The sequence below is a fragment of the Silanimonas algicola genome (genome assembly GCF_054777375.1).
In genome coordinates this window covers 769,378-794,062 of record NZ_BAAHAS010000003.1, presented here as the reverse complement: position 1 = coordinate 794,062, position 24,685 = coordinate 769,378, and the positions used below count along the sequence as shown (strand labels likewise).

22 protein-coding genes, 1 pseudogene and 1 riboswitch are annotated in these 24,685 nt (G+C 70.7%); of the genes and pseudogenes, 6 read left to right on the top strand and 17 right to left on the bottom strand.

Annotated elements, in window-relative coordinates; genetic code table 11:
- Positions 1 to 3: 3 nt before the first annotated feature.
- The 10 genes from ACYVAK_RS13630 to ACYVAK_RS13585 form a co-directional block, all read right to left on the bottom strand.
- Entirely contained in the window at positions 4 to 2,421 is a 2,418-nt protein-coding gene (locus ACYVAK_RS13630) for a ribonucleoside-diphosphate reductase subunit alpha (protein WP_461061879.1), read from the bottom strand.
- A 71-nt stretch (positions 2,422 to 2,492) separates the two neighbouring features.
- Positions 2,493 to 2,701: riboswitch (cobalamin riboswitch) on the bottom strand.
- 56 nt (positions 2,702 to 2,757) lie between these two features.
- Positions 2,758 to 3,795 carry a PepSY-associated TM helix domain-containing protein gene (locus ACYVAK_RS13625; RefSeq protein ID WP_461061877.1) on the bottom strand — a complete coding sequence of 346 codons (1,038 nt, stop codon included), beginning with the start codon at positions 3,793 to 3,795 and terminating at the stop codon, positions 2,758 to 2,760.
- 37 nt (positions 3,796 to 3,832) lie between these two features.
- On the bottom strand, positions 3,833 to 6,181 hold the full coding sequence (locus ACYVAK_RS13620) for a TonB-dependent receptor (RefSeq protein ID WP_461061875.1): 2,349 nt from the start codon (positions 6,179 to 6,181) through the stop codon (positions 3,833 to 3,835).
- Between the two features lie 248 nt (positions 6,182 to 6,429).
- The gene (locus ACYVAK_RS13615; protein WP_461061873.1) at positions 6,430 to 6,570 is read right to left on the bottom strand and encodes a hypothetical protein; all 141 of its coding nucleotides are present in this window, start codon (positions 6,568 to 6,570) and stop codon (positions 6,430 to 6,432) included.
- Positions 6,571 to 6,673: 103 nt separating this feature from the next.
- On the bottom strand, positions 6,674 to 7,195 hold the full coding sequence (locus ACYVAK_RS13610; protein ID WP_461061871.1) for a hypothetical protein: 522 nt from the start codon (positions 7,193 to 7,195) through the stop codon (positions 6,674 to 6,676).
- Between the two features lie 46 nt (positions 7,196 to 7,241).
- Positions 7,242 to 8,090, bottom strand: a complete 849-nt coding sequence (locus ACYVAK_RS13605) for a class I SAM-dependent methyltransferase (RefSeq protein ID WP_461061869.1) — start codon at positions 8,088 to 8,090, stop codon at positions 7,242 to 7,244.
- Between the two features lie 74 nt (positions 8,091 to 8,164).
- On the bottom strand, positions 8,165 to 9,160 hold the full coding sequence (locus tag ACYVAK_RS13600) for an alpha/beta fold hydrolase (RefSeq protein WP_461061867.1): 996 nt from the start codon (positions 9,158 to 9,160) through the stop codon (positions 8,165 to 8,167).
- Positions 9,161 to 9,209: 49 nt separating this feature from the next.
- Positions 9,210 to 10,040, bottom strand: coding sequence for a ZIP family metal transporter (locus tag ACYVAK_RS13595; protein ID WP_461061865.1), 831 nt, complete (start codon positions 10,038 to 10,040; stop codon positions 9,210 to 9,212).
- Entirely contained in the window at positions 10,037 to 10,654 is a 618-nt protein-coding gene (locus tag ACYVAK_RS13590; protein WP_461061863.1) for a DUF1826 domain-containing protein, read from the bottom strand. The genes ACYVAK_RS13595 and ACYVAK_RS13590 overlap by 4 nt, the downstream gene beginning before the upstream one ends.
- On the bottom strand, positions 10,644 to 10,850 hold the full coding sequence (locus tag ACYVAK_RS13585) for a hypothetical protein (RefSeq protein WP_461061861.1): 207 nt from the start codon (positions 10,848 to 10,850) through the stop codon (positions 10,644 to 10,646). Before ACYVAK_RS13585 ends, ACYVAK_RS13590 begins: the two co-directional genes overlap by 11 nt.
- Before the next feature lie 79 nt (positions 10,851 to 10,929).
- On the opposite strand from ACYVAK_RS13585, the gene ACYVAK_RS13580 reads away from it, so the two are divergent.
- The 5 genes and pseudogenes from ACYVAK_RS13580 (at position 10,930) to ACYVAK_RS13560 (ending at position 17,805) form a co-directional block, all read left to right on the top strand.
- Complete coding sequence (locus ACYVAK_RS13580; protein WP_461061859.1) at positions 10,930 to 12,204, top strand: GTP-binding protein; 1,275 nt, start codon at positions 10,930 to 10,932, stop codon at positions 12,202 to 12,204.
- Between the two features lie 69 nt (positions 12,205 to 12,273).
- A complete protein-coding gene (locus ACYVAK_RS13575; RefSeq protein ID WP_461061857.1) occupies positions 12,274 to 14,280 on the top strand; it encodes a TonB-dependent receptor in 2,007 nt (668 codons plus the stop codon).
- A 95-nt stretch (positions 14,281 to 14,375) separates the two neighbouring features.
- Positions 14,376 to 15,032: pseudogene (locus tag ACYVAK_RS13570) on the top strand (ATP-binding cassette domain-containing protein); the annotation flags it as partial.
- Entirely contained in the window at positions 15,029 to 16,453 is a 1,425-nt protein-coding gene (locus ACYVAK_RS13565; RefSeq protein WP_461061855.1) for an ABC transporter permease, read from the top strand. The pseudogene ACYVAK_RS13570 and the gene ACYVAK_RS13565, both read left to right, overlap by 4 nt.
- Entirely contained in the window at positions 16,450 to 17,805 is a 1,356-nt protein-coding gene (locus ACYVAK_RS13560) for a DUF3526 domain-containing protein (RefSeq protein ID WP_461061853.1), read from the top strand. Before ACYVAK_RS13565 ends, ACYVAK_RS13560 begins: the two co-directional genes overlap by 4 nt.
- Here the strand turns inward: ACYVAK_RS13560 and ACYVAK_RS13555 are convergent.
- From ACYVAK_RS13555 to ACYVAK_RS13530, 6 genes are read right to left on the bottom strand one after another with little or no spacing between them, the layout of a single operon-like run.
- Positions 17,713 to 18,141, bottom strand: coding sequence for a hypothetical protein (locus ACYVAK_RS13555; protein ID WP_461061851.1), 429 nt, complete (start codon positions 18,139 to 18,141; stop codon positions 17,713 to 17,715). The genes ACYVAK_RS13560 and ACYVAK_RS13555 overlap by 93 nt on opposite strands.
- Before the next feature lie 12 nt (positions 18,142 to 18,153).
- Positions 18,154 to 18,960 (bottom strand): substrate-binding periplasmic protein, encoded by an 807-nt coding sequence (locus tag ACYVAK_RS13550; RefSeq protein ID WP_461061849.1) that lies wholly within the window; start codon positions 18,958 to 18,960, stop codon positions 18,154 to 18,156.
- Between the two features lie 4 nt (positions 18,961 to 18,964).
- Positions 18,965 to 19,519, bottom strand: a complete 555-nt coding sequence (locus ACYVAK_RS13545) for a DUF3299 domain-containing protein (RefSeq protein WP_461061847.1) — start codon at positions 19,517 to 19,519, stop codon at positions 18,965 to 18,967.
- Between the two features lie 17 nt (positions 19,520 to 19,536).
- Complete coding sequence (locus tag ACYVAK_RS13540; RefSeq protein WP_461061845.1) at positions 19,537 to 20,799, bottom strand: ABC transporter permease; 1,263 nt, start codon at positions 20,797 to 20,799, stop codon at positions 19,537 to 19,539.
- Complete coding sequence (locus ACYVAK_RS13535) at positions 20,796 to 21,512, bottom strand: ABC transporter ATP-binding protein (RefSeq protein ID WP_461061843.1); 717 nt, start codon at positions 21,510 to 21,512, stop codon at positions 20,796 to 20,798. Before ACYVAK_RS13535 ends, ACYVAK_RS13540 begins: the two co-directional genes overlap by 4 nt.
- The gene (locus tag ACYVAK_RS13530) at positions 21,509 to 22,150 is read right to left on the bottom strand and encodes a ZrgA family zinc uptake protein (protein WP_461061841.1); all 642 of its coding nucleotides are present in this window, start codon (positions 22,148 to 22,150) and stop codon (positions 21,509 to 21,511) included. The genes ACYVAK_RS13535 and ACYVAK_RS13530 overlap by 4 nt, the downstream gene beginning before the upstream one ends.
- A 31-nt stretch (positions 22,151 to 22,181) precedes the next feature.
- On the opposite strand from ACYVAK_RS13530, the gene ACYVAK_RS13525 reads away from it, so the two are divergent.
- The gene (locus ACYVAK_RS13525) at positions 22,182 to 23,045 is read left to right on the top strand and encodes a DMT family transporter (RefSeq protein ID WP_461061839.1); all 864 of its coding nucleotides are present in this window, start codon (positions 22,182 to 22,184) and stop codon (positions 23,043 to 23,045) included.
- Between the two features lie 3 nt (positions 23,046 to 23,048).
- Here ACYVAK_RS13525 and ACYVAK_RS13520 read toward each other — a convergent pair whose 3' ends face one another.
- Positions 23,049 to 24,671, bottom strand: coding sequence for a GGDEF domain-containing protein (locus ACYVAK_RS13520; protein ID WP_461061837.1), 1,623 nt, complete (start codon positions 24,669 to 24,671; stop codon positions 23,049 to 23,051).
- Positions 24,672 to 24,685 lie beyond the last annotated feature (14 nt).

Sequence of the window (24,685 nt, the reverse complement as noted above, 5' to 3'; positions counted from 1 at the left end):
CGCTCACTGGCAGGCCTCGCAGCTTCCGGGGTTCTCGAGCGAGCACACGACGGCCGCGGTGTCGTCGGGCGCGGTGGCGGCACTGGCGGCGACCGTGGTCTTGGCGATCTTCGTGGCCGGGCGCGAGCGCAGGTAGTAGGTGGTCTTCAGGCCCTGCTTCCACGCGTACATGTACATCGAGCTCAGCGCGCCGATGCTCGGGCTCTCCATGAACAGGTTCAGCGAGGCGCTCTGGTCGATGTACGGGCCGCGCGCGGCCTGCAGATCGACCAGCGCGCGCATCGGCAGCTCCCACGCGGTGCGGTAGATGCGCCGCAGGGTGTCGGGGATCTCGTGGATGCCGGCGATCGAGCCTTCCGCCTGCTTGATGCGGTCGCGCACGTCCGCCGTCCACAGGCCGAGGCGCTTCAGTTCCTCGACGAGGTGGCGGTTCACCTGCAGGAAGTCGCCGGACAGGGTCTCGCGCTTGAACAGGTTGCTGACCTGCGGCTCGATGCACTCGTAGCAGCCGGCGATCGAAGCGATCGTCGCCGTCGGCGCGATGGCGACCAGCAGCGAGTTGCGCAGGCCGTGGCGGGCGATCCGCGCCTTCAAGGCCTCCCAGCGCGGCTCATCCAGCGGCGTCACGCCCCAGAGGTCGAACTGCAGGCGGCCGTCGGCCGCATGCGTGTCGGCGAAGGCCGGATGCGCGCCCTGCGCTTCGGCGAGCTCGCAGCTGGCCGACAGCGCATGGAAGTAGATCTCGGCGCTGATCCGCGTCGAGAGCGCCTTCGCCTCCGCGCTGTCGAAGGGCAGGCGCAGGGCGAAGAACACGTCCTGCAGGCCCATCAGGCCGAGGCCGACCGGGCGCCAGCGCGCGTTCGAGGCCGCGGCCTCGGGGATCGGGTAGAAGTTGAGGTCGATGACGCGGTCGAGCTGACGCACCGCGGCGCGCACGGTTTCGCCCAAGCGCTCGAAGTCGACGCCATCCTCGCCGAGGTGCTGGGCGAGGTTGATCGAGCCGAGGTTGCACACCGCGGTGTGCTGCGCGGACGTCACCTCGAGGATCTCGGTGCACAGGTTCGACAGGTGCACCACGTGGCCGGCGCGCGCCGCCTGGTTGCAGGTGGCGTTGGCGCGGTCCTTGAAGTTCATCCAGCCGTTCCCGGTCTGGGCCAGCGTGCGCATCATCCGCGCGTAGAGGTCGCGGGCCCGCACCTGCTTGCGCGCGAGGCCGCGGGCTTCCGCGCCCTGGTAGGCGAGTTCGAAGTCCGCACCGTGCAGGTCGGCGAGCTCGAGCACGTCGCTGGGGTTGAACAGCGACCAGTGCAGGTCGGCCTCGACGCGGCGCATGAACAGGTCCGGCACCCAGTGCGCGAGGTTGAGGTTGTGCGTGCGCCGGGCCTCGTCGCCGGTGTTGTCGCGGAGCTCGAGGAACTCCTCGATGTCGGCGTGCCAGGTCTCGAGGTAGACGCAGGCCGCACCCTTGCGCTTCCCGCCCTGGTTCACCGCCGCGACGGAAGCATCCAGCGTCTTCAGCCAGGCGACGATGCCGTTCGAGAGGCCGTTGGTGCCTCGGATCAGCGCACCGCGCGAGCGGATGCGCGTGAACGACAGGCCGATGCCACCGGCGAACTTCGACAGCCGCGCGACGTCGGCATACGCCTTGTAGATGCCTTCCAGCGAGTCCTCCGGCGAGTCGAGCAGGAAGCAGCTCGACAGCTGCTCGTGGCGCGTGCCGCTGTTGAACAGCGTGGGCGAGCTGGGCAGGTACTCCAGCCGCGCCATGCGGCCATACAGCTCGATCGCATCGGCCACGCCCGTCGCCAGCGCCGAGGCGATGCGCAGGAAGAACTGCTGCGGCGTCTCGATGACGAGCCGCGTTTCCGGATGGCGAAGCAGATAGCGGTCGTAGACCGTGCGCAGACCGAAGTAGTCGAAGCGGGCATCGTTCGCGCGGTCGAGCGCGTCGTTCAGCTTCCGCGCGTTCGCCTGCACGAAGCCGAGCAGGCGCTCGTTGACGAGGCCGAGCTCGGCGCCGCGCTGCACGCTCTGCGAGAAGGCGTGGATGCCCTGCCCGCCCACTTCCTTCTCGATGACGGCGGCGAGCAGGCGCGCCGCGAGGCGCCCGTACTCGGGCTCCTCGGCCGTCAGTAGCGCCGCCGTGCGGATCGACAGCTCGTCGAGCTCGCGGGTGCTGGCGCCGTCGTAGAGGCCCGAGATCGTGCGGGTGGCCACGCGCATCGGGTCGACGGCATGGAGCCCCTCCGCGCAGCGCTGGATGGCGCGGACGATCTTGCTGAGATCGACGGGTTCGCGGCGACCGTCGCGCTTGGTGACGGTCATCGCCGGGGCGTGGTGCGGCGGGCGAAGGTCGAAGGTGTCGGCGGCGCGCAGGCGCTCGCCATCGACGGCGGTCGCCGTCGCGGTGGAGGTACTCATCGGTGGTTCTCCGTGGTGGAGCACGGGCCGCCCTCCCTCCCTCGGGGATGACGAGCAGCACCGCGCGTTGTGCATCGCGCGGTGGGCCGGCAGGTCTTCGGGCTCGCGGACACGGACGGGGCCACCGTCCACCTACTGGCCGTCGCTTCCCGGGCGATGAGTCCCCCAGTGCATTGACGGCGGTCGTTTCCACATACCGCTGCGGGGCAGCCCCGGAATCGCACCGGGTTCCCTTTTCATCCCGGGCGCGAACCCGAGAACCGACGACCCCAGCCTATGGGGGTCATCGGGATCCGTCAACACAAGATATTGGGGCAAGCAGGCGGGGCGATCGTGTCACCGCGTTCCCGCGTACACCGTCGCCACCGGCAGCATCACCAGTCCGACGACGACCATGGCGAGCGACACCCAGCGCCATCCGCCCATGCCGTTCCAGGAGGCGCGCGATCCGCCTTTCCAATCCAGCCTCTCCTTGGCGCGATCGGCCAAGCGGATCGCGTAGATGGCGCAACCGGACACGGCAAGGAACGTCAGCGCGAGGCCGAACAGGAACCACGGGATCTTCGTCCAACAGCCGCCGAAAGTGCCGAAGTGCAGCGGGTCGGCCAACTCGCTGATGCGCTGGTGCACGTTCAGGGCGCGCGCGTCGGCGCACAGCAGACCCTCGCCGCTCGCGGGGCCCACCCACGCGGCGGTGGCGCGCGGCCGCACCAGCCACGCGCTGCGTTGGCCCTGGAACACCAGTGCACCGGAGCGCTGAGCCGGGAATACGATCATCTCGATCTCAAGGCCGGGGTCGGCACAACGCACGGCAGCGAGGCTCGCGGCAAGCGTCTGGCCCGCGTGGCGCGACCGCGCGCAGGCATCGCCGCCCTCGCCTGCCACGGGGACATCCACCGATGGCATCGCTGGCGCCTCGCCGCCAAGGCTCTCGACGAGGTACCAGACGCTCGTCACCGCGATCAGCAGCAGGAACCACCGGCTCCAGACGCCCAGCAGCCGATGCAGGTCGCCCCACAGGGTGCGCGGTTTCGCGATGCGCACCGGCTTGAAGAACCCGCGCCACCACCCCTTGTAGACGACGAAGGACGTGACGACGCTGACCAGCATCAGCAGCGCCAGGGCCGAGACCAGGGGCACGCCGACCTTGGTGGGCAGGTTAAGGTGCCGATGCACGTTGCGAAGCACGCGCTGCGCCCCCCCACCACACGCCCTCGCCCTGCACGGCGCCGGTGTTGGGCGAACGTGCAGGAACCCGAGCCGGCCGTCGTCGAACTCCACCATCAGCCGCGCGGCAAAGGCACCCGCAGCGGGCTCGTCGATCGACAGGATCTGCTTCGTGCGCGGGCAGGCCGCAGCGCGGCTATGTTGCAAATGCTTCTGGCTTGCGAAAACAGCCTTGCACCACCCGTCAGAACCTCACCTTCACCTCGCCCTGAACGCTGCGCGGCGGGAAGATGTGCGGATTCGTCGCGGCCGTGTAGAAGTCGCCGTCGGTGAGGTTGTCGACGCCCAGCGCCAGCATCACCTTCGGTGTCATCTGGAACGCCACGCGCGTGTCGACGATCAGGAAGTCGCTGCTGGCGCCCCAGACGTCGCGCCGCACTTCGCTGTTGTCGAGCGTGGCGAACTGCGTGCCGCTGTAGCGCGCGCCCAGCGTCAGGCTGAGCCGGTCGCTGGCGCGCCACGTGGCCTGCAGCGAGGCACGCCAGTCCGGCACGCCGGGCTGGCGCTTGCCGACGCTCGCCGGGTTGTTGGCGTTGGCGACGATGCGCGAGTCGGCATAAGTGACGCTGCCGGCGACGTCCAGACCCCGCAAGCCCACGTCGACGAGGTCGACGGCCACTTCGACGCCGTTCGTCCGCACGCGGTCGATGTTCTGGATGTTGGTGACGAGCGTGGCGACGTTGAGCTGCGAGAACAGGGCATCGTCGACCACGTCGCGGAACAGGCTGGCACGGAGCATCCCGTTGCCGAGCTGGCGCTCGACGCTGAGCTCCTGCGCATCGATGCGCTCCGGCGTCAGGTTCGGGTCGTTGTTGATCAGCACGCCGACGCTCGTCAGTCCGCCCTGGAACAGCTCGCTGACGGTGGGGAACCGGTAGGCGCGGGCGACCGCGCCGCGCACCGCCCAGTCGTCGTTGATCGCGTAGCGCAGCGCGCCCTTCGGCGAGAAGAATTCGTCCTCCCGCTCGCCGAAAGCGACTGTTCGCGTCGCGTTCGACAGCCGGCCGTCACTGGCCCGCCACTGCTCGAAGCGACCTCCCAGCGTCAGCTCCAGATCGGGCTGCAGCATCATCGCGTTCTGTGCGAACAACGCGCGGGTCGTCGTGGTGCCGGCGAAGGTGTCGATGCGCGTCGTGCCGTCGGCGCGGAGCCAGTCCGCGGTGTTGCGCGTCTCGGCGTCGAGCCCGTAGCGCGCCTGCTGCACGCCGAAGCTCAGGCGATGCCGCCCGCCGTCAGGACGCCACGTGGCCTTGGCATCCAGCGTGCGCCAGCCGCTGTTGTCGTCCACCACCGTGCCCACGCCGCCCAGCGCCGCACCCGGAAAGGCCGTGCCGGGACGCCCGCGACGGTCCTCGCGATAGTCGTAGTCGGTCGCATTGACTTGCCAGCGCCAGTCGCCGCCGTCGCCGCCGACCAGCGAGACGCCCTGCATCAGGTGCTCCATGTCGAACTTGTTGTTGCGGAACAGCGAGGCCGGCAGCGCGTAGCGGAACCCGCCGACGTTGACATTGCCGCTGAACACCGGAGTGCCGTTGGCGTCGCGCAGGTAGGTCTCGACGCCGGTCAGGTCGTCATCGAGGAACAGCCCAGCCTGGTAGGTGGCCACAAGGTTCGGCGCGAAGGCGTACTCCACCTTCAGCCGCGCGCTTTGCATCACCTTCTCGTGCAGGCCGCTGGCGCTGCCGAAGATCGCGCGCGGCGCGCCGTTCGGGCCGACGTCGAACACCGCGCCGGAGACCGGGATGTCCGTCGGGCCGGCCGGCGTGGTCGACAGCGGCCGGTTGGCGAAGCCTTGGGGCGCGGCGGAGATGTCGGAGCGCGCGTAATTGAGCCGCCAGCTCAGGCGGTCGTGCCGGTCGCCCACCGCCAACTCGACGAGGTTGCTGGTGTGCGACGTGTCCGACGCGTACAGATCGAAAGACTGGTGCGAAACGGCGGTCTTGGCCGAGGCCTCGAAGCGCTCCGGCATACGCGTCTCGATCTTGATGACCGCGCCCGCGGAATTCCCCGGATACTCGGCCGAGAACGGGCCGTACGCGACGCTGATGCGTTCGATCTCGTCGGGCGAGACCATTCCCCAGCGCGGCGCGAAATCGGCGCTGTTGCCCAGCAGGTTCGACAGCGGCAGGCCGTCGACGAAGACCAGCGAACGGGCCGACACATTCGCGCCCGCGCTGCGCGTCGACAGGTTGGACGAACGGTCCCCGAGGTAGCGGTTGCGTACCGCGATGCTGGGCACGTACTTCAGCACGTCGTGGGAATTGAAGGCGTTGTTGCGGCGCTCGATCGTCTGGCGGTCGAGCGTCACGATGGTGTTCGGCATGTTCGCGTCGAAGGGCTTCGCGTCCGCCTCGACGCGCACCGCGGGCAGCGTTCCGGCATCGTCGTCGTTCGACGCGGCGACCACCGGCGCCGGGGACGGCGAGGCAAGAACGGGCGCGGCAGCAAGCAGCAGGCCGGTGCCGAGCAGGGTGCGGATGGCGAACGACAGGGCGTTCGGCGACGGCGGGGTCGTCGAATGGAATGCGGTCATGGAGGGCTCTGAACAAACCGAAGGGCGCCAGCCCAGCCGGGCTGCATATGCGAATCATACGCATCCGCGTACGCAATGAATCGTGAAGATGGCTTTACGGCTCCACCCGCACCGTCCGCCCCAACGTACTCCGGCGCATCTCCGGGCCTGCCCTCTGGATGCCTCGACATTCCAACGAGACCTCGCGGAGGGCAGCGTCGCCGCTATCCCCGGCGCACGTCAGAGCGCTCACGCCACCATCGGCTCGTTCACCACCGATAGCCGGCCTCGATTCCGACCACTCGCAGGCGCCCGACCACCGCATAGGCGGTGCCGTCCGCCCCGAAGGCGACGTTCTGGTGCGCCGTCGAAGTGAACACCCGCTCGCCGGTAACGTTGTCGAGGAACATCTCGCCGAGAGCGCCGCGTCAACAGCGAAACCGGAGGCGTCATGCCGCATCGACAGCCCGGCCACGCGCTTCTGCTCGCGGGTCCGCTTGGGGGCATCGTCGATCATCTGGTAGGGTCGGACGGCCCGGCCGCCGTTGAACATGTCGCGGTAGCGGGCGTCGTACACCGCACGGTTGATCGGCAGGAATCCTGGTCGTACAGGGCGGGGGCGTCGAGCTTGTTCCACGACAGCACCGCATTGACCTCGGTCACCTCGGTGGGCGTCCAGCGCAGATTGGCCTGCGCCAGCGATTCCTCCAACGCGCCTGGCTCGTTGATTGAAGACGCGATGTTTCGGACGAAGCGTTCGGCATCGTCGCACGACACCGTCACCGAGTCGGCGAGCACGCCGGGGCGCAGCGCGCTCGAGGCCGTCGCGCGCGCGCCGAAGCCCAGCGCGTTACGGAAATCGATGGCCGTGTCTTCGAGCGTGGCGGTGACGATGACGATGACGATGACGATGACGGCGTCAAGCGTCTCCGCGGTGGCGGGATTGTTGGCGGAGGGCGGCGGCGTCTGGGCAGCGGCGGCGGATGCGCAGTTCGCAGCGATGGCAACAGCCAGCACGTGACGGATCGAGGACATGGGCATTGCAGCGAAGAGGAACGGCGTCATCTCGTAACGACTGCGTTCACACCGACAGCGTCCATCCCGCCACGCCCACCGTCACCGCGCAGGGCATCAGATCGGCGAGCGCGGGCACGCGCTGCACCACCCCGAAAAGTCGTCCCTGCACGCCCCGCATCGGTCCGAATGGCGCAAGCACGGCACGCCCACTGCGCGGCATCCACTCCGCCAATACCGCTGGCAGCGTCGAAGCCGGAATGCCCCACGGCATCGGCGGGGCCACGTAGTGCCGCGTTAGACGGAATCCACCGAGGGTCTTTCGCGAGAACCACGGCGGGATCGCGTCGAACATCAGGACGTAGTCGCGGAAATGCCGGTCAATGGCGCCAAGCAGGCGCTGCACGATTTCCGGCGGCAGGTACATCAGCAAGCCTTGTGCGGAGATGAACACCGGCGCCGAGGCGTCGACGCTATCCATCCAGCGTGGGTCGGTGGCACTGATGGCGAGATGCCGGACCCGGCCGCCCGCCGGCAGGAAGCGCTCGCGCAGCGCCATCGCTTCGGGAAGGTCGATCGCCAGCCAGCGCACGTGACCGTTGTCGCAGCGTCGCACCTGCGTTTCCAACCCGCAGGCCAATTCGACGACTTGCCCGGACGGATGGCGGGCCAGCCAGTCCTTCAGTGCGCGATCGAACATCGCCGAGCGCAGGGCGTGCGACCCGTCCGCGCGGCCAAAGTGGCGCTCGTAGTCGAAGTCGATGGCATTGCGGATGGCGACGGCATCGGCATCGCCAAGTCGCGCGTCGGGGCGCGCGGCTTCGCTGGCGCGGTTGTGCAGTGTCCAGAGGAGCGTGAGACCAAGACCGCCGAGGCCGTCGACGAGCGGAGCGACCGGAGGTGGACGTGCGTTCATGAGTTCGACCACACCGCAACAAGTCGGACATCACCGTACCCAACCCGATCAAGAAATGCAACTGCGACTCATTGCTATTTATTTCTTTCCAGGAAAGCGGCGACGACGCCCACCGTGCGCGCAGGATCCTCCTCCTGCGGCACGTGGCCGAGGTCGTCGAACACCACGAACTCGCTGCCCGGGATGGCGGCATGGAAGCGCTCGCCGGCGGCGAGTGGAATGAGCCGGTCGCGCGCGCCCCAGAGGATCAGCGTGGGCTGGTTGATCTCCGACACCGGCTGCGTGCTGGCGGGCTCGCGACGGCCGCCGAAGCGCGCCATCAGCGCGGCGCGGTTGCCCTCGCGGGTGGCGAGATCGAAGTAGCGGTCGACGAGTTCGGGCGTCACCTTCGACGGGTCGCCGTAGACATTGCGCAGGCTCGATTCGATCACCGGGCGCGGCAGCACGCGCTCCAACAGCGGGGCCGCCCACGACATCCGCGCGAGGCGGAAACCGATCGGCACCGAGCGCGGTGCGGTGGCGGCCGTCGCCGCCGCATCGGGGGCCGGCGCACCAGAGGCATCGACCAGCACGAGGCCGACGACGCGCTCCGGATGCGCCAGCGCGGCCTGCCAGGCGATGCCGCCACCGTAAGAGTTGCCGCCCACCACCACGCGCTCGACGCCGAGGTGATCGAGCACGGCGATCAGCACCTCGACCTGGCGCTTCATCGAATAGTCGTGGCCCGGGTCCGGGCCGGTGAGGCCGAAGCCCGGCAGGTCGTAGCGGATCACGCGGCGCGTCGGCGCGAGCGCGTCGGTCCAGCCCTGCCACGTGTGCAGCGAATCGCCGGTGCCGTGCAGCAGCACGATCGGCACCGGGTCCTCGCGCGGGCCTTCGTCGCGCAGGTGCAGCGGCAGCCCGAGGATCGGCGCGATGCGCGAAGGTGGCGCGCCCCATCGGGCCATCAGGGCGTCGGCGGGCTGGTCGGGGGCCCAGGCCGAGGCCACGAAGCCCCCCGCGGTGACCACCGCCACGAGCGCGAGCCATGCGAGTCCTTTGAACAGTCGGCGCAGCCAGCGACGCAGCATCGTCAACCTCGGCAAGGGGGTGTCGTTCACACTCTAGCGAGGGCCACCCTCAGCCGCGCGGCCAAGGCGCGAAGCTGCGCGGCGTCTCGGCTGGCGCGTCGAGGCCATGCACGTGGCCGTGGTCGAGACCGGCGTGCGTTTCGGCCACGGCAAGCCCGGCCATCGCGCCGACGCCCAAGGCGACGGGCAAGGCGCGCACGCGCCACCAGCGTCCGCCACGCGCGGGATGGCGCCGCAGCCCCGGCGCCAGCGCGAACAGCGCGAGGTAGAGGAAGCCTCCGGCCGCGACGGGCGCCAACCACTGCAGGGCCGGTTCGGCCGCCGGCCCGGCCAGCAGGCCGGCCAGCGCCCCGACGAAGACGCTGGCCGCGCTGCCCAGGTTGGCCTGCGCCGCCTCGCGCGGGCTGAATCCGGCATCGACGAGGATCGCGTAGTCGCCCAACTCCTGAGGAAGCTCGTGGGCGAGGATCGCGACGACGGTCGCGATGCCCAGCACTGGCGAGGTCGCGAAGGCCAAGGCGATCAACAGCCCGTCACCGAGGTTGTGTACCGCGTCGCCACCGAGCGACAGCGCCGCCGTTCCGCTGGAACGATGCCCGCGAGGCAGCAGCCGACGCAGGGTCGCGAACAGCCCGAAGCCCGCGCCGGCCAGCAGCAGCGTCGGCGCCATGCCGAGGGCATCGATGGCATGCGGCAGCAGATGCAGCAGCGCGTCCCCGGCCAGCACGCCGATGGCCAAGGCGATCAGGGGCGGGATCCAACGGCGCCGCCGCGCGGCACTGCGCAGCAGCAGGGGTCCCACCAGGGCCATCGACGCCACCAGCGCGCAGGCGAGCAGCGTCGCGCCCCACCAACCCCATCCCTCGAGCCCGACGCTCATCCGTCGATCGCCACCAGCAGGCGTGGCCCGGCGGGATCGCGCGGGGGCGAGCGGTGGAACTGGGCGGGGCCGCCGCCGAGCGTCCCGCGCATCAGCACGACCCAGCCCGGCTCGCAGCGCCACACCGCGTCCGGATCGAGCACGTGGTCGTTGCTGCCGTCGGCCGGGCGATGTGCATCGATGGCCGACGCGGGCAGGCACTCCGTTCCCGGGCCCGCGTAGGTGCAAAGCAGCCGGAAGGCGACGTGGTCGGCATGGAATCGCCGGCACCCGTCATCGACCAGGCGTTCGACGCGCAGCTGTCGCGACACGCCCGGCCGGAGCAACGCGTGCAAGGCCACCAGCTGCCGAACGTCGCGCGCCAATGCCGGCGAAAACGGCGTGCCCCACGCCTGGACGGCGTCGAGGACCGCCGCATCGGCTCGACCGTCGTCGACCGGGACCACGAGGCGCACCGCGGGTCCGAACCGGAGCGCCTGCGCTTCGGCCTGCACGTCCGCGGCGAGCGCGCGGCGCCAACAGGCCGCGGCGAGCGGCTCCTGGCCGGGGCGCCGCAGCACCGCCGCGCTGTCGCCGAAGGCGACCTCTGGCCTGCGCGCGCCGTCAGCCGGCATCGCGCGCGGCCCGGTCGAACCAGTCCAGCACGCGGGCATGGTGCTCGCTGCCGTAATGACGGACGAACTGCTGGGTGTGGTGCGAGGCCGGATCGCGAAGGTCGGCGAGCCGCGCGGCAATGAACGCAGGCGTCAGGGGCAGGCCGCAGTCCTGCTCGATGCAGCGGCGCCAGTCGGCGTAGGTGGTCGGGATCATGGCGGTCTCAAGGCATCACGAAGGGGGACAGGCCCGGCGGAAGTGCTAGGATGTAACTTTATAACATCCTATCTGCGCCATGGACCCCCGCCTCCCCGTCACCGTCCTCTCCGGCTTCCTCGGCGCCGGCAAGACCACCCTGCTCAACCACGTGCTGCGCAACCGCGAGGGCAAGCGCGTCGCCGTGATCGTCAACGACATGAGCGAGGTGAACATCGACGCCCAACTCGTCCGCGACGGCGGCGCCGAGCTCTCCCGCACGGAAGAAAAGCTGGTCGAGTTCAGCAACGGCTGCATCTGCTGCACGCTGCGCGACGACCTCCGCGACGAGGTGAAGCGCCTCGCGGCCGAGAACCGCTTCGACTACCTGCTGATCGAATCCACGGGCATCGGCGAGCCGATGCCGGTCGCGGCCACCTTCGCGGTGCGCGACGAGAACGGCTTCTCGCTGGCCGACGTGGCCCGCCTCGACACGATGGTGACCGTGGTCGACGCCGAGACCTTCACCCGCGACTTCTGCTCGCCGGACCGCCTCGCCGACCGCGGCATGGTGGCCGGCCCCGACGACCAGCGCGGGCTGGTCAACCTGCTGGCCGAACAAGTCGAGTTCGCCGACGTCATCCTCGTCAACAAGACCGACCGCGCCGGTGCCGAGACGACGCAGCAGGTCAAGCAGGTGATCCGTGCCCTGAACCGCGATGCCGAGATCCTCGAGACCACGCATTCGGCCGTCGCGCTGGACCGCGTGCTCGGCACCGGCCGCTTCGACTTCGTGAAGGCGCAGCTGGCGCCCGGCTGGATGAAGGAGCTGCGCGGGGAGCACACGCCGGAGACCGAGGAATACGGCATCACCAGCTTCGTGTACCGCGCGCGCCGGCCGTTCCACCCACAGCGCTTCTTCCGCCTGATCAACGAAGGCCTCGGCGGCGTGATCCGCAGCAAGGGCTTCTTCTGGCTGGCGACACGGATGGACTGGGTGGGCGAGCTCTCCACCGTCGGCGGCGCGACCCAGCATGAAGCCGCCGGCTTCTGGTTCGCGGCGCGCGACCGCGTCGACCAGCGCCGCGTCGGTGAGCGCCTGCGCACCGGCGAACGCGTCACGGCCCCGCTGCCGGAAGCGCACCTCGTCCACGACGCCAACGAATACGCCGCGATGAAGAAGCTCTGGGATCCCGCCTGGGGCGACCGCCGCCAGGAACTCGCCGTGATCGGCGTCGGGCTCGACGAACAGCGCGTGCGCGAGGAACTCGATGCCTGCCTGCTCACCGACCGCGAGATGCGCCTCGGCCCTGCCGGTTGGCAGGGCCTGCCCGACCCCTTCCCGCGCTGGCGGATGGGCGGCGCGGAGGACTGAGCGCACGGCGCGCGCGTCCTCCTTCCTCGATCTGTTTCGCCTCTCCCTTTTTCTTTCCCGTCACCCACCATGCCCACGCCCATCCGCACCCGCCTCGCTGCCGCGCTCGCCCTCGCCGTGTCGTCGACCGCCGTCGCCAATCCCGCCGACGAGGCCCGCCGCCTCGACACGGTCATCGTGATCGGTGAAGCCACGGAGACGCCCGAGCTCGACGTCCAAGGCTCGCTCGACGTCATCACCCGCAGCGAGATCGGCTACGAGAACGTCAACGACACCAGCGCGCTGTTCAACAAGATCCCCGGCCTGTACATCGCCCGCTACAACCAGGGCCTGGTGAACTCGGACATCGCCCTCCGCGGCTTCTCCGGCGACGGCGAGACCCCGCACGTGAAGCTGCTGGTCGACGGCGTGCCGATGAACCTGCACAACGGCTTCGGCGAGATGGACCAGCTGTTCCCGACGGGCATCGAGTCGATCACCGTGTTCAAGGGCACCAGTGATCCCACGGTGGGCCTGCTGGCCATCGCCGGCAACGTCCGAATCCAGACCCGCGAGGACGTGGCGCGCGAACTGCGCCTCTCCTACGGCAGCTACGACGCGCGCGAACTGCAGGCCTATGCCGGCTTCGAAGACGGCCCCGTGACCCACAGCTACACCCTCGGCTGGCGGCAGACGGCGGGTTACCGCGAGCGCATGGACCTCGACAAGCGCGCCTTCGGCGGCCGCTGGTCGCTGGCCATCAATGACGACACCACGCTGCGCGCCATCGTCCGCACGGCGAGCTACGACGGCGACTCGCCGGGTTACCTCACGCGGGCCGAGTCGCGGAGCAACCCGCGGCAGTCGGCCAGCTACGCCGACCAGGACGGCGGCGACAAGCACGTGGAGCACGGCAGCCTGCATTTCGACCAGCGCATCAACGACGTGCTGGGCTGGTCGGCGAAGGCCTACCTCAACCACTTCGAGCGCGAGCGCTGGGTGCGCTTCTCCGCCGCACAGACGCTGCAGAACCGCTTCGACGACCAGGACCAGCAGGGCCTGCTCGTCTCGGCGCGCTGGGCCATCGACCCGAACTGGACGCTGGACGGCGGGATGGACGCCGAAACGCAGGACGTGATCGAGCAGCGCTTTGGCACGATCGGCCAGAGGCGCGTCCGCGACACTGCGGCGGTGCTGCGCAACCGCGACTTCACCTTCCGCCACTGGGGCGCGTGGACGCGGCTCGGCTTCCGCGACGACGACCGCTGGGGCGCGAACCTCGCGCTGCGCGCCGACCGCATCGGCGGCGATTACCTGCAGTTCAACGCGGCGGGCGTGCCCTCGGCGCGCGACATCCTCGACTTCGGCACGATCGTGCAGCCGAAGCTCAACGCCTTCGTGGCCTTGGGCGGGGACGCCCAGCTGTTCGCCAACGCCGGCCGAAGCTTCCAGCACCCGCTGTTTGCCGACGCGTTCACCGCCGGCAACCGCCAGGCGCGCGATGTGTCGATCAACGACGGCTGGGAGATCGGCGGCACCTGGCAGCCGGCCACGGGCGCGCAGCTTCGCCTGTCGTACTGGGAGCAGACCGCGAAGGACGAATTCGTGGTCGTGGACGGCACGGCGCAGAACGTCGGCGAAACATCGCGCAAGGGCTGGGACTTCGCAGCCGACTGGCGCATCAACGAGCGCTGGACGCTGTGGGGCAACCTCACCACCGTCGACAGCGCCATCGTGCGCCCGGCCTCGAACCGCCGCGCCTTCATCGGCAACGAGCTGCGCGGCATTCCGGACCGCACCGCGTCGCTGGGCCTGAGCCTGCGTGCCACCGACACGCTGACGGCGCGCCTGCACCTCGACCACCAGGGCGACTATTTCGTCAACGAAGCCAATCTTGGCGGCCAGTACGGCGGGTTCACCCTGCTGCATGCGAGCGTCGAACAGCGCTTCGGCTGGGGTGTCCTCGCGTTGCAGGTCAACAACCTGACCGACCGCTTCCACGAGTACGTGTTCGACTTCAGCGAGGACGGCAGCAACACCATCCATTCGCCGGGCGACGGTCGCAACGCCACGCTGTCGGCCACGATCGAGTTCTGACCATGGCCGTGATCGACCTAGCGCCCCGCCCGCCGGCGCTCGAGGTGCGAGGCCTGGTGGCTCGCTACGGCGAGACGCCCGTCCTGGACGACGTCTCCCTGCGCTTGCATGCCGGCGAACTGCTGGCCGTGCTGGGCGGCAACGGGGCGGGCAAGTCGACCTTGCTGAAGGTGCTGCTCGGCCTGCTGCCGCCGCGCTCGGGCCAGGTGCGCGTGTTTGGCGTGGACCCCTCGGTCGATCCGCGGGCGGCGCGCGCCATGCTCGCCTACGTGCCTGAGAACGTCGCGGTGTACCCGCACCTCGATGGCTTGGAGAACCTCCGCTACCTGCTGGGGCTGGCCGGGCGCCGCCCCGACGACGCGGCGCTGGCCCTCGCGCTGCGCGAAGTGGACCTGCCCGAAGCCGCGTGGCGCCGGCGCGCGGCGGACTATTCGAAAGGCATGCGCCAGAAACTGCTGATCGCGCTGGCCCTGCTGCGCGAGGCTCCCCTGCTGTTGCTCGACGAACCGGCGTCGGGGCTCGATCCCGACGCCACCGACCAGCTCGCCGCCCTGCTCTCGCGGCTGCGCGATGCCGGGCGCGCGATCCTGATGGTCAGCCACGATCTCGAAGCGACCAGCGCCATCGCCGACCGCTACGTCTTCCTCGCGAAAGGGCGGGTGCTGCGCGAGGGCGACGACCTCGCCACCCTTGGGGCGGACGCCGCCGCACTGCGCGGCCTCTACGCCCGCCGCGCGGACCTCGCCCCATGAGCGCGCTGCAGCGCATGGCCTCGATCGCCAGGAACGAGCTGCGCCGGCTGCTCCGTGAGCGCCTGGCACGCTCGCTGGGCCTTCTCGGCGCCAGCCTCCTGCTGCTGTCGCTGGGGCTCGGCGCGGCACGCGAAGGGCAGACCACCGAGCGGCAGGCCGACTACGCCGCGCGCGCGGATCGCGACTGGCACACCCAACCCGACCGCCATCCGCATCGCGTCGTGCATGCCGGCGACTTCGTGTTCAAGTCGCCGGGGCCGCTGGCGCGCATCGACTGGGGCATCGAATCGCAGGTCGGGCGCAGCGTCTTCCTCGAGGGCCACCGTCAGAACACGGCGAACTTCAGCGACGCGGCGCTGTCCGGCGGGCTGCTGCGCCTGGGCGACCTGTCGCCCTCGCTCGCGGTGCAGCAGTGGCTGCCGCTGCTCGTGCTCCTCGCGGGCGCGGCATCGCTCGCCGGTGAGCGGGCGAGTGGCGTGCTGGCCACCAGCCTGATCGGCGGGGCGCGGGGCCACGAGGTGCTGCTCGGCAAGACCGCGGCGCTTTGGGCGTTCGGCCTGTTGATGGCCGCACCGGTGTTCGGCGCGCTGCTGTGGGCCGTGGTGACGCAACCGTCGCAGGCCGCGCGTGCCGCGGGCCTCGGCGCCAGCTTCGCCACTGTCCTGGCGCTGGCCGCCATGGGCACGACGCTCCTTTCCTGCCTCGCACGCAGCGCGCTCGGCGCCCTGCTGGCCGGCGTCGTCACGTGGTTCGCGCTGGTGGCCGTCGCGCCGCGCGCGGTCGCGAGCTGGGCCGAGCTCAGCGTGCCTGCACCGACGCAGGCCGAGGTCGAGCAGCGCGTCGCCGTGGTGCTCGCGGAAGTCGGCGACGCGCACGATCCCGACAGCACACACTTCGCCGCGTTCCGGCAGCGCGTGCTGGAGGACTACGGCGTGTCGCGCGTCGAGGAGCTTCCGGTGAACTTCGGCGGCCTGGTGATGCTCGAGGGCGAACGCCTCACGACAGCGGCCATCGGCGCGGAGGTCGATCGCCAGCGCGACGCTTGGCAGGCCCAGCTGGACCTCGCCTCGGCCTTCGGCTGGGTCTTCCCGACGCTGGCGATCCGCCACGCGGCACAGGCTTTCGCCGGCACCGACCTCGCCCACCACCGCGACTTCCTCGACCAGGCCGAGCGCCGTCGTTTCGCCACGGTGCAGGCCCTGAACGAGCTGCATGCCACCCGGATCGCCGCCCTGAATGATCGCGAGCAGAAGCTCGACGCGTCGCACTGGGCCGATATCCCACGGAGCGACATCGCGCTGCCCGCGCTGCGGAAAACCGCGCCGGATCTGGCCATCACCCTCGCACCCGCCGGGCTGTGGCTCGTGGCCGGGTGCCTGGTGCTTGGCGGGCTCGGCCGGCGCTTGGAGCGGCACGCATGAGCCTCGCCATGGAATTCCGGCTGCTGCTGCGATCGCCGCTACTCATCGCCGCGACCGTCGCCGCAACGCTGGTGACCACGCTGGCGCTACTCGCTGGCATCGCGCAGGTGCGCCATCTCGACGCCACGATGCGCGACGCCCTGGCTTTCGATGCACAGGCTCTGGCCGATGCACGGTCGAAAGCGGCATCGATGCCGCTCGACGCGGGGATGTTCGGCTACGGGATGCGCTTCGCCGTTCCGCATCCGGCGGCCCCCGGCGCCTGGTTCAACCTCGGGGACACGCTGGCGCAGTCGCCCGTTCAGCGACTGCGGCTGCTGGGGTTGCAAGGCCAGGTGCACGATGGAACCGGTGGCAACCCCGCCGCGCGCGCCGCTGGCGCCTTCGACGCCGCTTTCGTGGTGGCGGTGCTGCTGCCCCTGCTCGCCGTAGCCGTGTTCGCCCCCCTCGCGGCGGAAGAGCGCGAGGCGCGACGCGACGCCCTGCTAGCGGCCTTGGTCGCCAGGCCACGGACGTTCTGGGCGAGGCGAATCGCGGCGCGCGGGACCCTCGTGCTGATGCCGGTGCTCGGCCCCATCGCCATCGCCTTGATCGCGATGGGCGCCCCCCCATCCTTCGGCATCGGCGTGCTCGGCGGCACCACCCTCTATGCCCTCGGTTGGATCGGCATCTGTGCCAGCCTCGCGCTGCGCTTGGGCGGCAGCAGCGATGCCGTGGCGGCACGCCTGTTCACACTATGGGCGCTGGCGGCGCTGGTGCTGCCGGCCTTCGGCGGCCTGGTCCTCGATCGCATCGCTCCCCCGGTTCCCGGCAGCGCCATCGCATTGGCCCATCGCGATTCGGTGAATGGCGCCTGGGACCGACCCAAGTCCGAGACCTTCGAAGCCTTCTTCGCACACCATCCCGAGTGGCGCGGCACGCCCCCGGTGACCGGGCGGTTCCACTGGAAGTGGTACTTCGCCTTCCATCTGGTCGCCGACCGCCGCGTGGAGCCCCTGCTTGCCGAGGCCGCCGCTGCCAAACGCGATCGCCAGCGCAGCCGCGACGCGCTCGGTTGGGTGCTGCCGACGGTCGCCCTGCAGAACCTCTTCGACGGGCTCAGCGACCAGGGCATCGAAGGCGACGCCGCACGCCAGCGGGCGGCACGCGACTTCCACGATCGCCTGCGCATCGCCTTCTATCCGTTCGTGTTCGAGGAGCGGCTGATCGGAGCGTCGGACCTCGCGGCCCTGCCGGCGCCCGCGCCAAGCGTGCGCGAACTACGGCACCGGCCCGCCGCCTGGGGGGCGCTGGGCATCTTCGCGCTGCTTGGGCTCGGCGCCCTGTGGCGCCCTGCGCGACGCGTCGGCTGAGCGCGGCACCCACGCGGCTGGCGCTTCCGATGCGCCTGGCGCCTTCGGCTTCGCCTTTGCCCATGCGACGAAGCTGCGGCGCGGCGGCGCTGCGCCAGGGCCTTCCACTGCGGCGGGCAGCGGTGGCGATGCCTCCGCGGGGAACGCCTCGTCCTGCAGGCCGTTGAGACTCTGGTAGCGGTGCGCCCCGGCGAACAGCGCCGACAGCGGCCCGTAGCCATGGGAAAGACCATCCAGCTCGCAGGCCGCGGCAGGGATGGCGGCGGCGACCATCGTCGCAAGGCACAGCGGTCGGGCCCAGCGGGCCAGCGGACGATCAGAATGCGCAATGGTCATGGCGTGCTCTCCTCAGAGGCCTGCGCCCTGCTGCCGGGCGATCTCGTGGCGGATGATCGGGGTGTCGCGCTGGCGCACGGCCTCGTCCCAGAGCTGTTCGACGAACACCGGCTCGCGCTTCGCGAACGACGAGGAGAACACGAGGAAGTACCCGCGCGGCTGCATCACGGTCGGGGCGGCCTCGACACCGTCGAGGACGCCAGGCCGGCCGCGCAGCGCAGCGTACTGCGGTTCGGCGACAAGCACGCCTCCAAGACGGCCGCTGCGCAGCTTGGCCAGCATGGCCGTGACGTCAGGGTGGTTTTCGTCGGTCTGCGCGCCGCCATCCCGGGCGAAGGTGGCGGAACTGTGGCCCCGCTCGACGCCGACGGGACCGGTGAGATGCACGAAGCGCCGGCCGTCGGTGTCGGCCGCATCGCCCCGGCGCCGCAGCAACCGATAGCCTTGGGCGAACAGGCGGCGCGATTCGTCTGGCTCGCCACGGGCGTCCCTGGGGTAGACGAGATCCACGGCGCGCTCCGGCGTGAAGCTTGCACCGAGGATGGCGTCGACATCGCCGCGCGAAGCAAGGACGAGGCAACGCATCCACGGCAGCGGTCGCAGCTCGAAACGCCACGACGGGATGGCGCGCGCAACCGCGCGCATCAGCTGGAGCGAGAAGTGGCCGCCATCCGGTGGCCCGAGCTGGTCGTTGTAGCAGATGTGTACGGCGCGGGGGCCGCCCGCCCCCGCAGGCTCGGCGGGCGCCGCGCTGCAGGCACCGGCGATGCCGCCGACGACGAGGGCGAGCACCGCGGCGATGCGGCCCTCCGATGCCACCGGATTATTCCTCGATCAGTTCGAGGCGATCGAGCTCCATCGCGTAGGCCGAGGTGGCCATCGCATTCTCGACCAGCGAGGCGCGCACGGTGCCGTGCACCCAGTAGGCGTCCCAGAGGTTGCCAAGCTCGATGGGGTTCTCGGGCTTGATGTAGATCAACTGGTTCGGCGGCGGCGGCGGCACGTGGACGCAGGCGCCAAAGTACGGCACGAGGAACATCTCGGTGACGCGCTGCTGGTCGTCGAAGGCGATCGGCACGAGATAGCCCGGCACCTTGCCCTTCACGCCATCCATCGCCGCGACGGTCTTGGTGCTGCTCATCACCTGCGGCATCTGCATCTGGCCCTCGTGGTCGATCTCGGGCATTTCCTCCAGCGCCTTCAGGTCTTCCGGCGGCAGCAGCTCGAGCCAGTCGATCTCGCGGACGTCGCTCCTCGGCAGCCCGTCGGTAGACGGACGGGCGCCGATCGCGGGCTCCTGCGCGGCGACAGGGACGGGCGAAAGGAGTGCGGCGGAAAGCACCGCGGCGGCAAAACACCGGAACACACGGATCGACATCGAGAACACCTCGGCAGTCAGCGGTCGACGGCCACGCCGTCCTGCAGGGAGCGCAGGTAGGCCAGGGCCGCGGGGAACAGGCCGAGAAGGATACCGCTCCCCCAGATCCCGCCGAGCACAGCGGCTTCACGGATCGACGGAAGGCCCGGGGACAGGAAGACCCCGAAGCGGGCCTCCAGCCAAGGCCCCAGCAGCCACAGGGCCCCTTCCAGAAGGATCACGCCCAGGGCCAGCCCGGCCCCCGTCAGCAGGGCCGCCTCGGCCAGCAGCAGGCCGAACACGTGGCGCGGCCCGGCGCCGACGGCGCGCAGCAAGGCCATCTCCCGCCGCCGCTCGTTGAGCGTGGCGAGGATCGTGGTGAGCAGCACCATCAGGGCGGCCAGCACGGCGGCACCAGCGGCCACCAGCAGGGCACGCTCGACGCCCCCCATCAGCGCCCACAGTTGGGTCAGGGCCACGCCCGGCAGGATCGCCGTCAGCGGCTCGGCGCGGTACTCGTTGACCACGCGCTGCACCTGGAAGGTGGCCGTCCGCGATTCCAACCCGACGAAGGCGGCGGTGATGGTCTTGGGCCGCAGTCGCTCCATCGGGATCGCCGTGGCGTCGACCGGTGCGCGGCCGATCGGCATGCCGCCGCGCCAATTCAGGTGGATGGCCTCGATGGCCTCCAGCGAGACGAACACGCCCTGGTCGATGGCCGTGCCGGTGCGGGCCAGCACGCCGACGACGGTGAACGGCTGGTCGTCGTGCTGCTGCGTGGCGACGCGCGCCGTGCCGTGCGCGAGGACGATCGGCGTTCCGGGGGCGTAGCCCAGCGTGTCGGCCACGTCGGCGCCGATCACCGCGTCGTGCAGGGCTTCGAATGGCCGCCCTTCGCGGAACGCCAGGCCGCGCTGCTCGCCGAAACCCATGCGGACGAAGTACTCGCCCGTGGTACCGACCACGCGATAGCCGCGATGCGAATCACCGAGGCTGATCGGCACGGTCCAGGCCACCGGCGGCAAGGCCTTCAGCTTCTCGTAGGTGTCCCATTGCAGGTTCGCGGTGGGCTCGCCAAGGCGGAACACCGAATAGAGCAGCAGCTGCACCGGGTGCGCGCGGGCACCGACGATCAGGTCGGTGCCGGCGACGGAGCGCAGGAAGGCGTCCCGCGCTTCATGACGGATGCGTTCGATGCCGAGGAGCAGGAGCACCGACAGGCCGAGCGTCATCACGGTGAGCAACACCGTGGCGCGGCGGTTCTTGAGGCTGGCCCAAGCCAGTCCGACGAGGCCCCTCATGCGACGGCCTCCGGAGCGTCGACGCCGGCGGCGGTGAGCTCGCCCAGGGCCTGCTGGCGGGGGAAGCGCGAGGCCAAGCCCAGGTCGTGGCTGACGAAGAGCAGCGCGGTGCCCGCGGCGTCGCATTCGGCGAACAGAAGGTCGATGAACTGGTCGCGGTTGCGGGTGTCCAGCGCCGAGGTCGGCTCATCGCAGAGCACGAGGCTGGGGCCGCCGATCAGCGCGCGCGCCGCCGCGACGCGCTGCTGCTGGCCGACGGACAGCTCGATGACACGGCGCGAGGCCTGCGCCGCCTGGCCCAAGCCCAGGGCCGCGAGGTAGTGCCGCGCGGCCGCGTCGAGGCTGCCGAAGCGCTGCAGCGCCCGCTCGCGGCGACGCGTCGAGAAGCGGCAAGGCAGCGTCACGTTGTCGATCATCGACAGGAAGGGCAAGAGATTGAACTGCTGGAACACGATGCCGAGGTGGTCGGCACGCAGGCGGTCACGGGCCGGGCCGGAGCGCGTCGCCACGTCCTCGCCGGCCACGCGAACGACGCCGTCCTGCGGCAGCAACGTGCCGGCGACCAGGTTCAGCAGGGTGCTCTTGCCGGTGCCGCTGGGACCGTGCAGGAAGACGCGCTCCCCGGCCTCGAGGGAGAGGGAGGGCACCGCGAGGGTCCATGCGCTGCCGGGCCACGCGAAGCGCAGCCCTTCGATGCGGAGAACCTCGCTCATTGCGCCAGCGTCAAGCGGTTGGCCGAGGCCGTGAGCGTCTCCTCGCGTGCGCCATTGGCGTCCAACAATTGGACGGTCGCGGACTGCAGCGAGGGGAAGGCCGCGAACAAGCCGGTCTCGATCGCGCGAAGCGCCGCCGGTGCCGCACAACGGAACCGATAGCGCGCCGTCCAGTCCGCATGCGCGCCGTGATCGTGATCGTGATCGTGGTCGTGATCGTGATCGTGGTCGTGGTCGCGCGCGCCGCTGGTGCCCGGCACTTCAAGCACCGGACCCTCGGCGACGCAGCCCGCGGCGACGTTGAACCGCCAAAGGCGCGCGTGGTCGAGCATCGCCTTCCGTGCCGCCGCGACCCGTGACTCCTCCTCGGGCGTCTCCGCCGCGCGCTCGAAGCCGACGAGGTCATGTGCCGTGGCCCGAAGGTGGATTTCGACCTGCCCCCCGTCAAGGGCCACGTCGATGAAGGCCTGGCCATGCACATGGGCGTGCTGGGCTTGCGCATCGCCGGACGACGGGAAGGCGAGCGCCGCGAGCAGCGCGAGACAAAGCGGACGGGCGGTCATGGCAGGCTCCGGAGAGAAGGGGGTTACACAATAACGTTCCCACTTCAGCAGCAGATGAATCCGCACCGCTGCCATACTCCGCGCCCTCTCGAATCCCGGCCGCCCCGTGAGCACCCGCGACCTTGCCCTGCTCGTCCTGCTCGCCGGCCTCTGGGGCAGCTCTTTTCTGTTCATGCGGATCGCCGGGCCGGAGCTGGGTGCGGCACCGCTGGCCTGGATGCGCGTGACCGTCGCCGCCACGTTCCTCGGGATACTGCTGGCCGTGCGGCGGGAACCGGCACCGCTGGCCGGGCGCTGGAAGGCGATGACGCTGATGGCGTTCACCAACACGGCGGCACCGTTCCTGCTGCTCACCTGGGCCACCATCCACCTCAGCGCCGGTTACGGCGCCCTGCTGAACGCCACGACGCCGCTGTGGGGTGCCGTGATCGGCACCCTGTTCTTCGGGCTCGCCGCCGGGCGCCAGCTGTGGGCGGGACTCGCCCTCGGCTTCGTCGGCGTCGGCGTGCTGGTGGCGGGCAAATTGAACGATATCGGCAGTGCGGCCCTGCTGCCGATCCTCGCCGGCCTCGCCGCGACGGCCTGCTACGGCCACGCGGCGCACTACGCGCGCACCGGCTTCCACGGCGTCACGCCGCTGGGGCTCGCCTTCGGCAGCCAGCTCCTCGCCAGCCTGTGGCTGCTCGGCCCGGCCCTGGCCGAATGGCCCGCGGCATTCCCATCGTGGCAGGCGTTGGCCTGCGTCGCCTTCCTGGGCGTGGCCTGCACCGGGATCGCCTACCTCATCTACTTCGGGCTGATCGCCCGCATCGGCTCGACCAAGGCGACGATGGTCACCTACATCGCGCCGGTGTTCGGCGTGGCCTGGGGCGCGCTGTTGCTGGAGGAAGCGATCACGCCGGCCATGCTCGCCGGCGGTGCAGTGATCCTCGCCGGTGTCGCGGTGGCGGGACGGGCCCGCCGGGCCTGATCCTCAGCACTGATCGCGTTCGACGCGATTCCGACCGCCCTGTTTGGCCCGGTACATCGCGGCATCGGCCCGCGCCACCAGATCGGCGGCGCCGGCCGGACGCCGCGTACTCCCCGGCTCAAGGCTGGCCACACCGAAGCTGGCCGTGAGGGACAGTGGCCCCGCGGTGGTCTGGACGGGTACCGCCGCGATAGCCTCCCGCAGCCGTTCGGCGATCACGCTGGCCTGCACGCCATCGGCGCCCGGCAGCACGACGACGAACTCCTCGCCGCCATGGCGCGCCGCGACGTCGCCGCCACGCAGCGGGTCCGACAGGCGGCGCGCCGCCTCGACCAGCACCTCGTCGCCCACCGCATGGCCCCAGGTGTCGTTGACGGCCTTGAATCGGTCGATGTCGACGAACAGCACCGACAGCGGGCGCCCTTGCGCGCGTGCCTCGTCGATGCGCCGCGGCAGCACCTCGGCCAAGGCGCGGCGATTGGGGAGGCCGGTGAGCGCATCGCGTTCGGCCAAGGCCTGCATGCGGTCGCGCTGGCGCCGCAGGGCGCCAAGGCGCTGCGACATCGCCACGGTCATCGTGATGGCGAACCATGCGCCAGCCAACAGCAGCGCCTCGCCACGCCACGCCCGCAAGGCGTCGTCGTAGAGCGGCCCGACCACCGCGAGCGGCGGCACCATGGCGATCAGTACCGCGAGCGCGCCGCGCGAGCCCCGATGGAGCAGGACCACCATCAGGGGCAGCAGGGCCACGAACATCGCGGCGGCGATGCCGCGCAGCGCGGGATAGACGAACTCGCGGCCCGGTGGCCAGAGGAACCAGGCCAGCACCGCCGCCACGGCGAGGCCTCCGGCCAACGCGTGGGTGATCGCCAGCCGGGGAAAGACGCGCTCCGCCCGCGAATGGGTCAGCGCTACCGACCAGACACCAGCCAGCGCCAGCGGCGGCAGGACGAGGATGGCCACCTGCAGCCCCTCCGGCGATTCGATCCAGGGCCGCGGCCAAGCCGCGAGCCCGGTGCGCAGACCGATCCAAAGCGAATAGGCGGCGATGGTGGCCGAGAAAACAAGCGAGGCGCGATCGCGGACATTGGCGAACAGAAGCAGCGAGGAAAGCAGCATCGCCGCGAGGATGGCGAAGCCGCCGACGCGGATGGCGAAGCGCAGCGTGTCCTCGCGCTGCACCGCCGCCGGGTCGCCGTAGCGCAGGGTCATGGCCCATCCGAGCCAGCGGTTGGACGGCGCGGTGACGAGGATCGGCTCGCGCGAGCCCGGCGCCGGGCTGAACTGCGCACCGGGGCCGGAACGCAGCCGGGCGTCGGTGCTGCGGCTGTCGAAGGACAGGCCGCAGCGCCGCTCGTCGCCGCGCTGGAACGTCACGAGCCCCGGCGGCGCATCGAGCACCAGCACCGCCTGGCCCCACGACGGCCAGCCCTCCGCCGGGGCCTCGATCCGGACCTGCTGGGCGTCCGCGGACAGCGGCCCATCGCAATCCAAGCTGACGCCGAAGGGGCGACCCTGGAGACGCTCGACGGCGACGGCGCTCGCCGCCCCGGGCACCACCCACGCCAGCCAGACCAGGAGCGTGGCGACCAGATGGACGGCGGTGGGGCGTTTCGGGTTCGGCATCCGGTCCGGCCGGC